The organism is Piscirickettsia salmonis LF-89 = ATCC VR-1361, from assembly GCF_000297215.2.
Lineage (GTDB): Bacteria > Pseudomonadota > Gammaproteobacteria > Piscirickettsiales > Piscirickettsiaceae > Piscirickettsia > Piscirickettsia salmonis.
This window is the reverse complement of the sequence record NZ_AMFF02000021.1, coordinates 58,646-70,262: the sequence shown is the minus strand read 5'-3', so window position 1 is coordinate 70,262 and position 11,617 is coordinate 58,646. Positions and strand designations below refer to the sequence as shown.

The following is an 11,617-nucleotide window of genomic DNA, read 5'->3' as shown; positions in this document are numbered from 1 at the left end:
TTCTCCTGATTTTAAACCCGATAGAGCATGTATGGTCACCGCTTAAAAATAGGGTTCGCATGAAGCTTGATCAAGATGAAATAAATTTAGAGACAGCGCTTAGTCAAGTAATGAAGTCAATGTCAGAAACTATTCGTTGAGTGCTATAACAAGAATGGATGCAAGGATGCAAAACGCTTCGTTAATGGATATTAAAATAGGCTGCCAAAGTACCAGTTATCAAGAAACACGAAAAGATAAACAACCCCTCCAAGCTCTAGTTAAAGCTGGAAGAATGAAGTTTCTGGACAGCTTTTATGGATCAACCGTTAGAGGCTATCGACTAGAAGGCTATACCAAAAATGGCAGCCCTATCGCTGCTAAAAGTACCTTAGTCGGATGCTCCAAATATTATATTGCCAAAGAGCTAGAATCACTGACTGATGATGGATTAAAAATAGTCATCAATATTATTACTAAGGCAATAAATGACATAGTTTCTGCATTAACAGAGCAGAAAGTCGCATTTTTCAGCTCTAGCTTATTAATTGCAATTGATCATGACGACCCTGCGAAATCACAGGCAAAATTAATCGATCTTGCACACTTTGTCACTCATACAGATAATCAAACAGAATATGAGCACGCAGCAAAAAATATGACCAAGGGCCTACTGGAAATCTCCAGCACTTTCACAGCAATCCTAAATAATAAAGAGCCGATCTTAATGTTTCAACAACAAAAAAACCAGCAAGAGGGTGCTTCAACATCAATGGATCTCACAAATAGTTATCATTAAGACCCCATAACTCTCTCTTAAAACATCACCACCAATGCAAAGAATAATTAATTTAAACTTAACTTAGGCGTACGCCTGAAATCTTCAGTTAGTTAGACTCAGGATCAATATCAACAATTTCAATATCAAACGTGACATTATGGCCGCATAACGGATGATTAAAGTCGATAATCACCTCATCACCCTCCATGCCGCGTACCTGTCCCGGTAAGCTGCCTTGTCCCATTTGCTCAAAGGCGATAATACTGCCAGCTTCTAGGGAAATATCATCAGCAAAACGAGTTTTATCAAAACGCTGAATATTTTCTTGCCGCGGCTGACCAAAGCTTTCTTCAGGTGTTAAAGTAAACTTTTTCTTATCACCTATAGATAAACCAAGTAAGTGCGCTTGTAACGCTAGCGTTAAACTACCATCATTCATAATCGCACACATCGGCTTGCCATTCACCCGAGTACTATCTGCTGCTGAGCCATCTTCTAATAATAAAGATAAATGAAAAACAACCGCACTATCTTCTTTAATTATTTTCATTTTTTACTTCTTATCACTGCTTTTATCACTTTTACGCAACTGCTGCCAAATCAACAGTACGGCGCCAATACAAATCACCGAGTCAGCAATATTAAACGCCGGCCAATGATACCCTGCCACATGTACATCAATAAAATCAATAACATAACCAAAGCGTAGCCGATCAATCACATTGCCTAAGGCACCCGCTAAAATCAAACTTAAGCCTATTGCAGCCATATGCTGCTGTCGCGGTATTTTGGCTAAGAGTCTTACAATAATAATAGCGATAATCAATGCAATAGCGCTAAATAACCAACGCTGCCAGCCTCCTTGATTGCTTAAAAAGCTAAAGGCTGCTCCCGGATTATATAATAAAGTCCAATTTAAAAACGGCAATACTGGTTTTGGCATCGCATAGTGTAAAGCAGCTTGCGCCCACCATTTTGTCGCGAAATCTAACCCTAAAGCTAATACACTCAACCATAAATAACACAGCTGCCCGCGCCCTTTACTTGGGCGAGCACTAGGCATAAGCCCGCGCCTCACCCACACCCTCAACATTTTCAATGCAGCGACCACAAATTGTTGGATGGTCTGCATTTTCCCCAATATCATCACAATGGTGCCAACAGCGCTCACATTTAGCAGCCTCCACAGGCCCCACAGCAACAATCAAACCATTCAGCTCGGAAACGATACCCACCGGTGCTTTAGCTAAAGGTTGCAAAACGACTTGTGAGGTCATCAGGATAAAGCGCAACTCGTCACCCAGGCAGTTTAACAAGCTAAATAACTCATCATCGACGTATAAAGTCACCGCAGCATTTAAAGCCGAACCAATCACATGCTCTGCACGCTTTTTCTCCAGCTCTTTATTGACGGTATTACGCACGCTCATCAGCCGTGCCCAAAATGCTTGACTAGTAATTTGTCGATCAGACACCGGAGCAAATTTATACCACGTCGCCAAATGTACAGATTCTTCACGCGCTCCGGGCAAATAGCCCCAAAGCTCATCAGCCGTAAAGCTTAAAATTGGCGCCAGCCAACGCACTAAACCTTCTAAAATATGGAACATCGCTGTTTGTGCTGAACGACGTGCGCTTGCCGTCGCTTTCATGGTGTATTGACGATCTTTAATTACATCTAAATAAAAGCCACCCAAATCAACAGAGCAAAAATGATGGACTTTCTGGCAAACCAAATGAAACTGATAACTGTTATAGGCAGCAATCACTTCCTCTTGTAATAATGCGGCTTTATCCATTACCCAACGATCTATCGCCACTAGATCATCACTCAAGATCATATCTTCGGTTGGGTCAAAGTCATGCAGGTTAGCTAATAAAAAACGTGCCGTATTTCTAAGACGCCGATAGGTATCACTGGTGCGTTTTAAGATTTCCTCAGAGACGACCATCTCCGTGCTATAATCGGTTGCCGCCACCCATAAGCGCAACACATCAACACCTAAGGTTTTCGCAACATCTAAGGGTGAAATCACATTACCCAAGGACTTTGACATCTTACGGCCTTGACCATCAACGGTAAAACCATGGGTTAAAACCTCTCGATAAGGTAGCTCCCCACGTTCTGCCAGCGCAATTTTTAATGATGATTGAAACCAACCACGATGTTGATCAGAGCCTTCTAGATAAAGGTCCGCCGGTGCCTGTAATTCAGTTCGGCGCCCTAACACCGTTGCATGCGTTGACCCTGAATCAAACCAAACATCCAAAGTATCTGTAACCTTTTCATACTGCTTGGCCTCAACGCCAAGTAACTCTTCAGCCTCTAAGTCAAACCAGGCGTCAATGCCTGCCTTTTCAACGCGTAGAGCAACTTCTTCAATTAATTCCTCAGTACGTGGGTGCAATTCACCGCTGACTTTATCAACAAAAAAGGTAATCGGCGTACCCCAAGTGCGCTGACGCGAGATACACCAATCAGGTGAGCCTTCAATCATGCCCGCAATGCGTGCTTGCCCCCAGTTTGGCAGCCAAGAAACTTCTTTAATTCCTGCTAAGGCGTGCTCCCGTAACTTTTCTTTATCCATGCTGATAAACCACTGTTGGGTGGCACGGAAAATAATCGGTGTTTTATGACGCCAACAATGTGGATAGCTATGTTCTATCGTCCTTGATACAAGTAACTTACCCGTTTCTGCCAAGGCCGCTAAAATCTCTGGGTCAGCTTTACGCACATGCAAACCTGCAAATAATGGCGTACCTGTAACAAAGCAGCCATTGCTGCCTACTGGACTCTCCAACGCTAACTCATATTTCAACCCCACCTGATAATCTTCAGGGCCATGCGCTGGAGCCGTATGCACTTGGCCAGTACCAGACTCCGTTGTCACATGAGCCGCTAAAATAACCGGCACAATGCGATCGGCAAATAGCGGATGCTCTACCTCTACGTGCTCACAATCCACCCCTTGAAAGTGAGCAACGACCACCACATCAACAAGATTCCAACGTAATTTAACCTGCTCAACTAAATCACTAGCAACAACCAAGTACTCTTGCCCAGTCAATAGCACACTATAGTTAATCTCTGCACCCAGCGCCACCGCTCGATTAGCGGGTAGTGTCCAAGGTGTTGTTGTCCAAATCACAAACGAGATCGGTAAAGCCTTATCAATCGCTTGTTCAGGTGACACACGATTCCAAAAAGCACCGCAATCAACTACACTAAAACGCACATCGATGGCAGGTGAGGTTTTATCTTCATATTCAACCTCAGCTTCTGCCAAGGCTGAACCACAGTCCACACACCAATGTACCGGCTTATGGCCTTTGTGTAAGTGCCCACGTTTAACAATATGCCCTAAAGTACGAATCGTATCTGCTTCCGTTTGATAATCCATGGTCAAATAAGGCTGATCCCAATCCCCAAGCACCCCTAGACGCTTAAAGCTTTCACGCTGAGTATCAATTTGCGACTGGGCATAATCACGACACTTTTGCCGAAAGGTTTTCGCATCAACTTTCGCACCAACTTTACCCACTTTTTTCTCAACTCGCAGTTCAATTGGTAAGCCATGACAGTCCCAGCCTGGCACATAAGGTGCGTTTAAACCACTTAATGTCTTTGATTTAATCACAATATCTTTTAGCGTTTTATTCACCGCATGACCGACATGAATATCGCCATTGGCATACGGCGGGCCATCATGCAAAATAAACGCTTCTTGATCAGCACGAGCGTCTCTAATTTTTTGATAAATCTTCTTCGTGTACCAGCTTTGTAAAATTCCAGGTTCACGCTGAGGCAAGTTGCCACGCATAGGGAATTTGGTTTCAGGAAGATTCAATGTTTTTTTATAGTTGCTCATGCCCTATTTAACCTTTTAATCCTAGTTTAACCTTGTATTTATTTTCTAAATTTAATTTTAATAGTGTCTATGTTTTATATTCCATAGAATAATTTTATTATTTTTATAGCTGTAATCTTCAATAGCATCACTTAAATTTTAGTCTTCAGCTTGAAAGCAGGCCTGGGCCTTTTCAACATCATCTAATATCTGTACTTTTAACGCATCAAATGACTCAAAGCGTTGTTCGCCACGTAAACGCTGTAAAAATTCAACCGTAATATACTCACCATAAATCTCTTGCTGAAAATCAAATAGATGAACTTCTAATAACCAACGCCTGCCACCCACTGTCGGCCGTTGCCCCACATTCGCAACGCCTCGCACGGTTTGACCACGAACTTGACAGGAAACCACGTACACCCCATGTAAAATACTTGGGCGTTTTAAAGCAATATTTGCCGTTGGGAAGCCGATCGTTCGTCCACGCTTATCACCATGAATCACTCGCCCATTTAACTGATACGCTCGCCCTAGTAAAATTTGCGCTTGCGTAAAATCACCTTGCTCCAAAGCATGACGCACTCGCGTACTGCTAACCCGTTCAGCATTTTGGCTAAGCGTATCTACAGGACTCACTACAAAGCCACGTTTTTTCCCCCACCGAGCCAATAAATTAAAATCGCCTAAACGCTTTTTACCAAAACGAAAATCATCACCAATGACCACATGCTGTATATTCAGTTGTTTTATCAATACTTCTTGAATAAATGCGTCCGCTGTAAGCTCAGCAAAATCAGCATCAAATGATAAACATAATACCGCATCGATTTTTGCCTCATTTAAGGCTAGTAATTTATCTCGTAACGGTGTTAAACGCCGTGGTGCTTTAGCCAGCATAAAAAATTCAGCGGGCTGTGGTTCAAAAATAATTATAACCGCGGGCAATTCTAGGCGTTCAGCCTGCCGTTTGGTTTGACTTAACACCGATTGATGGCCTAAGTGGACCCCATCAAAGTTACCTATCGTCGCCACACTCCCAGATGGAAATTGACACTGGCCTCGACGATCACGTAGCACTCTCATCACGCTTTGCTATCTGCCTACAATAATCTAGGTTCATCCTAGTCTATTTGAGAATCCCAGATTTAGGATTTAAATGTAAGCGAGTATACCGCAGATCCTAATAAAACGTAAGCGATGTCCAGCTCACTGCATCAATAAGCAAAAATTAAACGAACATTTATGAGCGAAAGTGGTGCTTGCGAATACCTAAGCAATATAAAGCTAAAAAATAGAGCCCTACAACGGCTACAATCACTAGAGCCAACCCCATAAAACGCTGCCCGGCCTGCCACTTTAGCCATATTGCGGTCTTTGGCACACCAAAATAACACAGTGCACTCATAAAACTACTGGCGATAATCACTTTCCAACACACCTGCCACCACAGGTGAGAGACACGATAAATGCCTTGCTTTATCAAGCTATAATATAGCGCAGCCATATTGAATATAGCGGCAAGCGAGGTTGCCAGAGCCAAACCTGCATGCGCCAAGGGTATAAATAATACGGCATTTAATAGAAGATTCAGTCCCATCGCCCACACGGCAATACGCACTGGGGTTTTAACATTCTGACGCGCATAAAAGGCGGAGACCAACACTTTAATCGCAATAAAGGCAATCAGGCCAATAGCAAAAGCAATTAAGCTTTTTTGTGCCTGCAGGACATCTTCGGGGCTAAAAGCACCGTACTGAAATAAAGTAGTAAGTAACGGTCCTGAAATCAAGGCAAGGCCCAATGCAGCAGGAACGGCCAGCAATAACACCAAGCGCAACGACCAATCAATGACCTTCGCAAAATTTTTCTCATCACCTCGACTAAAGTACGTCGACAAATGTGGCAAACAAACGGTGCTTAAGGCCACTCCCAGCATCCCCAACGGAAACTGCATCAAACGATCTGAATAATAAAGCCAAGCGATACTGCCGGTTTTTAAAAATGAAGCAAATACAGTATCTAGTAATAGGCTAATCTGTGCGACTGAAGCGCCAAAAATAGCGGGCCCCATCAGCTTTAACACCCGCTGTACTCCTGGACTTTGCCAGCCCCAACGCGGCCACACCAGCATATTTTGACGCTGCAATGCGGGCAATAAAAAACACAATTGTGCCACACCCGCGACCATAACCCCCCAAGCCACTGCATAAATACCATGCTCAGAACCGTAATTCACCCCTAAAAAGGCCGCAATAATCAAAACAATATTCAAAATCACTGGCGTCACCGCAGGAATAGCAAAACGCCGATAACTATTCAATACGCCAGCAAAACAAGCCGTTAGCGAAATAAACAACAGATAGGGAAAAGTAAGACGCAATAAATCCGTTGCCAATGTCAACTGGCCAGCGCCTTCTTGAATAAAGCCTGGAGCAAACACCATTACCCAGTATTTCGCTGCAAACATCCCCAGCAACGTCACCACACATAGAGCCACCGCCAGCGTGCCAATCACTCGTGATAAAAATAACCGAACCTCATCTAGTGTCTGCTTCTCTTTATACTCTGAGAAGATCGGCACAAAGGCCTGTGAAAACGCCCCTTCAGCAAATAACCGCCGCATAAAATTCGGGATTTTAAAAGCAACTAAAAACGCCCCCATCTCAGCACCCGCGCCAAATAAATGCGCAAACACCATATCGCGTACAAAGCCTAATAGCCGCGACAATAAGGTCATCAAACTGACTATAGAAATAGATTTAAGTAACGAACGACTCATAATGCCTTATAAAACCTAAAATAAAACCGATATCACCACACAAGACTCTTTTATACAGGATAAAGCATATTTATTAAACTAAGCGTTATAGAACTTGACAAACCAAGTCAAGATATGGACAATTGTGCACCTATTGGTTTATCGATTCTTAAGTACATTTTAAAGGTTAGAAAATGGCAAACTCTGCACAAGCAAGAAAGCGTGCGCGTCAGGCTGAAAGCCGCCGTCAAAACAATACGAGCCTACGCTCTATGGTACGCACTTACATTAAAAAAGTCGTCAGCGCAATTGAAGCTGGTGATAAAGAAGTTGCTCAAAATGCATTTACTGCTGCGGTTCCAGTAATTGATCGTATGTCTGATAAAGGTATTATTCATAGAAATAAAGCGGCACGTCATAAAAGCCGTTTGAGCGCACACATCAAAGCGATGTAAGAAAAAACCGACAATCGTCGGTTTTTTTATACCTATCTATTAATACCAATAATTCCAGCTAGACTCTTTTTATTCCCTATAATTACCCTAAAAATACTTATAAAATAGCTATCCATGCTTTTCTCTTTCACTTTAATACCCCCCACTTTAATAAAGATCCTTTGCGCAAACGTCAAACTAAATCTAAATCTCTGCCTTTGATCCTTGCGATCGCGTTTTTAAAATAACGCGAAATGTAAATATATTGAAAATAAACATAAATTATTATAATTTAGCGTAAAGCTTAATATTGCGGTACAGGGCTTGTTATGCCAAAACTATTTTTTACTTTTGATGGCACCAATGCCAACCCAGACTATAAATCCCCATTAGGTCAAGCAACGCTCGTTGAACTTAACAGCATGGCCGCGCAGTTACACAATGAAAATTACTCTGCAGCTGAAGTAAAACTTACTGCATATCAAGGCGTATTAGCACATATAGAGCGTAGTAAATTTTATTTTGCAGGTCCCGGCACATCAAATCGCAGTTCGCAAAAAGTCATCAACTACAAGGCCATGTTTAATGGCAGTAAAGGTGAATTTGGCCTTGAAAATACCACCAATAAGGCACTAGAAATAATCAAGTATAAAATTCAGAACTTAGCAGAAAATGCAACACTGGATATTGCTATCACTGGCTGGAGCCGCGGTGGCATCGCCGCCTTTCAACTACTTAGAAAACTCCAAGATCAGCTGAGCATTGCAGAAATAGAAAAACTAGGCAAAGTGCATATTTATGGATTAGACCCGGTACCCGGTGGCCCACTGGATAGAAAACGTTTAGATTTCGCTTCACTCAGTGATGAGACTCACCCATTCATTAAAAAAGTCAGCGCAGATATCTTTTATGCTGAACATTCAGCCATCATTACTAATGCTTCTACCCCCTATTTTCAGCCTTTATTTAGCCCACTACCAAAAGGTCAGCACAGATTATGGGTTTTAAAAGAGGCCAATCATGATCGCTCTTTTGGCAATGCCGGCATAGATAATGAAAATATGCAACAGGTCAAGCAAGCCATCGCTAACCACAATTACCGTGATGAAGAGCAACATACTACAGGTAATTTTTCTTGTCTTGCACCCACTGAATTGACTAAAAAGCGCTTTGTCAAAAATGATGGTCAAGATTCACTATTGCAACAACACGAGCTTAAGCAGTTTCAATACAATATGACTAATAAAGTATTAGTAAAAATAGCGACAGAGGTCATGAACCGGTTTGCAGCACGCTCAGATACAAGCGACTACCTTGCCTTATTAATTCAAAAAAAATACCAAGGGAAAGACATTCCACAGCCGGAGCCAGATAATTTAGACCAAATCAAATTAAAGCGCTTTTTTGACTTAATTACAGAAAGTCCAGAAATTAAGCTTGAAGAGCTCGCAGAAATCACAAAAACAAATACGAATCGATATGGTTTAGACAAGCTTGCCACACTAATGGGTGTGCAAACTAGCAGTGAAAAAGACTTGCAAGCAGAGTTAAAAGAGTTAGACACATCCTTATAATTTTCACTATAAACTCTAAAGACAAGGTATAACATCGATTAATAGGCATCATCTATAAAAAATAAACCAGTAATATGATTGCTAATTTATTCAATTTAATTTTATGATCAAAGCTATTTTATTAACTTTTGAGTCTAATATCATGCGTACTCTATCTAGCTTTATTCTTGCCGGTGGTATGGTCGGCGCTGGTGCTTTAGTTGCCATTGGTCTCACCTTGTTTCACAATGATAACCGCTATGTCACAGTCAAAGGCTTAGCTGAAAAAACCGTTGCTGCTAATCAAGCGACATGGCAACTGCGTTTTTCCACCAGCAGCAACTCACTGCCCGGCCTGTATCAACAGATTGCCAAAGCACAAGCAGACATCAGCTCTTTTCTTAAACACAAAGGCTTTAAAGCAGAAAGTATTCATTTTGATACCGTTGCAGTAACAGATAACCATGCCAACCAATACGGCAGCCGCAAACCTGAATCACGCTATGGTGCTACAGCGGGGGTCAACTTACTAACCACACAAGTCCAACGTGTCAGTCAAGCCTCTCAAGCGACAGGCGAGTTAGTCCAGCAAGGTGTGGTTATCACCAGTTCTAACACACGCTATAATTATACTGACCTTAATCAGGTCAAACCCAGCATGCTCACTCTAGCGACTGAGAACGCTGAACAAGCCGCCCAAACATTTGCTAAAAACTCACGCAGCACCCTCAAAGGCATCCGCCATGCCTCTCAAGGATTGTTTTCCATCCGCTCTGCTGATGGCTCATACGGTGATAATGAAATCATGAAAAAGGTGCGTGTTGTTGCAACCGTGCAATATTTCATTCGATAAAGGTAACTCAACTTAGCTGTATTTATCAAAGTAACTAATTGGCAAATAAAGAATTATTTTTATAAACTAATAAAAATAGATCCGGTTATACTAAGGAGATGGCATGGACCGCCATAGCTTTTACGCTCTGATAGCGGGCGATAACGCCTCAGATTATGAACAATATTTAAACAGACATGATCTTTTGCAATGCCAAACACCCTATGACCAACTATGTAATCATGATGAGTTACAATTTCAAATTACCCACCAAGTTCAAGAATTATGGATGAAACTCATCGCTTATACTCTATTAGAGATTGATGAACAGCTTGCGGCAAAACACAGCCTAAAGGTACTCACTCTGTTTAACCGCACTCATCGTATTCAACAGAGTATGGTCGATCATTTAGCTCTATTAGAAACCATGTCACCTAAAGACTACCAAAGTATCCGCTTAAATTTGGGCAATGGCAGTGGCCAAGAATCACCAGGCTTTCATGTCATTATTCAAATGGCGAAACCTCTCTGGCAGAGCTTTCAAACACATTATTTAATACCTACTAATCTTTCTTTGCGTGACATTTATGATGACCACTATCAACACGATGAGCTTTATCTGCTTGCTGAACAATTAGCCGAATTTGATAAACTTTTTCAGCATTTTCGCTATCGCCATATTCAACTGGTTCAACGTATACTCGGCCTGAGCTCAAAGTCACTCAAAGGCCATTCGGCCGATTTATTAGAAAAAGGACTGAAAATGCGCTTTTTCCCCGAACTTTGGGATATTCGCAATCAAATGACTGATGATTGGGGTGGTGAATATGGCAGTACACGCCCACCACTACACTGTAAGTAACATTATAATAATTTTATAAATAAAAAACATAAAAAAATAAAATGAAAATATGAAAAATAACTTCACTTTATATAATATTTAGCCAATAATAATAGAAAATAAACGCTTTTTGTCATACAACAAAACAATGATATATACATCCAGTTAACATCATTGTTATTTTAAATAACTCTCATTTTAGCTGGATTTTTACCTATGCATTATTTCTTAATCATAAGGAACTAGAGCACCTACCAAATAAAAATAGCTTGATAAAAAATTAAACTAAGGCTCAACACCTTGGCATATTGATCATTTCTACATAACAACAGCACTTCTCTTTAATTATAGATAAGATAGAAGAAGATTAAAATTATGCCAAAAAAGATTTTTGTGTTTGACATTGATGAAACACTATTATAGCGCTCGATCAACAGTTTCTGACATACTATCAGTAGGTTAAAAAATACAATAAGGAAAAACGATGCCTTCTCCTTACAGTTACTGCGAGCCATGGAGTGCTAAGCACGGGGTGAGTAGGCCGAGGTAGGTTCGGGTTTTTAGCAGAGCGGAGTTGCGAAAGACCGT

The 11,617-nt window shown here is 41.4% G+C and carries 10 protein-coding genes; 5 read left to right on the top strand and 5 right to left on the bottom strand.

Features of this window, described 5'->3' with window-relative positions; translation table 11 throughout:
• Nucleotides 1-166 precede the first annotated feature (166 nt).
• Nucleotides 167-778 (top strand): inositol polyphosphate kinase family protein, encoded by a 612-nt coding sequence (locus C200_RS03265; RefSeq protein ID WP_161625464.1) that lies wholly within the window; start codon nucleotides 167-169, stop codon nucleotides 776-778.
• Nucleotides 779-866: 88 nt separating this feature from the next.
• On the opposite strand, the gene fkpB is transcribed toward C200_RS03265, so the two are convergent.
• The 5 genes from fkpB to murJ form a co-directional block, all read right to left on the bottom strand.
• Nucleotides 867-1,310: an FKBP-type peptidyl-prolyl cis-trans isomerase gene (fkpB, locus tag C200_RS03260; RefSeq protein ID WP_016210766.1), complete on the bottom strand. Its 444-nt coding sequence runs from the start codon at nucleotides 1,308-1,310 to the stop codon at nucleotides 867-869.
• 3 nt (nucleotides 1,311-1,313) lie between these two features.
• Nucleotides 1,314-1,823, bottom strand: a complete 510-nt coding sequence (gene lspA / locus C200_RS03255) for a signal peptidase II (RefSeq protein WP_032126291.1) — start codon at nucleotides 1,821-1,823, stop codon at nucleotides 1,314-1,316.
• Complete coding sequence (gene ileS / locus C200_RS03250) at nucleotides 1,816-4,629, bottom strand: isoleucine--tRNA ligase (RefSeq protein WP_016210756.1); 2,814 nt, start codon at nucleotides 4,627-4,629, stop codon at nucleotides 1,816-1,818. Before ileS ends, lspA begins: the two co-directional genes overlap by 8 nt.
• 138 nt (nucleotides 4,630-4,767) lie before the next feature.
• The gene (ribF, locus tag C200_RS03245) at nucleotides 4,768-5,694 is read right to left on the bottom strand and encodes a bifunctional riboflavin kinase/FAD synthetase (RefSeq protein ID WP_051307336.1); all 927 of its coding nucleotides are present in this window, start codon (nucleotides 5,692-5,694) and stop codon (nucleotides 4,768-4,770) included.
• Nucleotides 5,695-5,851: 157 nt separating this feature from the next.
• Complete coding sequence (gene murJ / locus C200_RS03240) at nucleotides 5,852-7,390, bottom strand: murein biosynthesis integral membrane protein MurJ (RefSeq protein WP_016210758.1); 1,539 nt, start codon at nucleotides 7,388-7,390, stop codon at nucleotides 5,852-5,854.
• Nucleotides 7,391-7,563: 173 nt separating this feature from the next.
• Here murJ and rpsT point away from each other — a divergent pair, with 173 nt between their 5' ends.
• The 4 genes from rpsT (at nucleotide 7,564) to C200_RS03220 (ending at nucleotide 11,050) form a co-directional block, all read left to right on the top strand.
• Nucleotides 7,564-7,824, top strand: a complete 261-nt coding sequence (gene rpsT, locus C200_RS03235; protein WP_016210764.1) for a 30S ribosomal protein S20 — start codon at nucleotides 7,564-7,566, stop codon at nucleotides 7,822-7,824.
• Nucleotides 7,825-8,132: 308 nt separating this feature from the next.
• Nucleotides 8,133-9,377 (top strand): hypothetical protein, encoded by a 1,245-nt coding sequence (locus C200_RS03230; RefSeq protein ID WP_016210763.1) that lies wholly within the window; start codon nucleotides 8,133-8,135, stop codon nucleotides 9,375-9,377.
• A gap of 142 nt (nucleotides 9,378-9,519) precedes the next feature.
• Nucleotides 9,520-10,209: an SIMPL domain-containing protein gene (locus tag C200_RS03225; RefSeq protein WP_161625465.1), complete on the top strand. Its 690-nt coding sequence runs from the start codon at nucleotides 9,520-9,522 to the stop codon at nucleotides 10,207-10,209.
• A gap of 103 nt (nucleotides 10,210-10,312) precedes the next feature.
• Nucleotides 10,313-11,050: a tryptophan 2,3-dioxygenase family protein gene (locus C200_RS03220; protein WP_016210761.1), complete on the top strand. Its 738-nt coding sequence runs from the start codon at nucleotides 10,313-10,315 to the stop codon at nucleotides 11,048-11,050.
• The last annotated feature ends 567 nt before the right edge of the window (nucleotides 11,051-11,617 follow it).

Bases quoted from the DNA above. Each gene is read 5' to 3' on its own strand.
- fkpB (WP_016210766.1), bottom strand. From the start codon at position 1,310: ATGAAAATAATTAAAGAAGATAGTGCGGTTGTTTTTCATTTATCTTTA.
- ileS (WP_016210756.1), bottom strand. From the start codon at position 4,629: ATGAGCAACTATAAAAAAACATTGAATCTTCCTGAAACCAAATTCCCT.
- C200_RS03230 (WP_016210763.1), top strand. From the start codon at position 8,133: ATGCCAAAACTATTTTTTACTTTTGATGGCACCAATGCCAACCCAGAC.
- lspA (WP_032126291.1), bottom strand. From the start codon at position 1,823: ATGCCTAGTGCTCGCCCAAGTAAAGGGCGCGGGCAGCTGTGTTATTTA.
- rpsT (WP_016210764.1), top strand. From the start codon at position 7,564: ATGGCAAACTCTGCACAAGCAAGAAAGCGTGCGCGTCAGGCTGAAAGC.
- C200_RS03265 (WP_161625464.1), top strand. From the start codon at position 167: ATGCAAAACGCTTCGTTAATGGATATTAAAATAGGCTGCCAAAGTACC.
- C200_RS03225 (WP_161625465.1), top strand. From the start codon at position 9,520: ATGCGTACTCTATCTAGCTTTATTCTTGCCGGTGGTATGGTCGGCGCT.
- ribF (WP_051307336.1), bottom strand. From the start codon at position 5,694: ATGAGAGTGCTACGTGATCGTCGAGGCCAGTGTCAATTTCCATCTGGG.
- C200_RS03220 (WP_016210761.1), top strand. From the start codon at position 10,313: ATGGACCGCCATAGCTTTTACGCTCTGATAGCGGGCGATAACGCCTCA.
- murJ (WP_016210758.1), bottom strand. From the start codon at position 7,390: ATGAGTCGTTCGTTACTTAAATCTATTTCTATAGTCAGTTTGATGACC.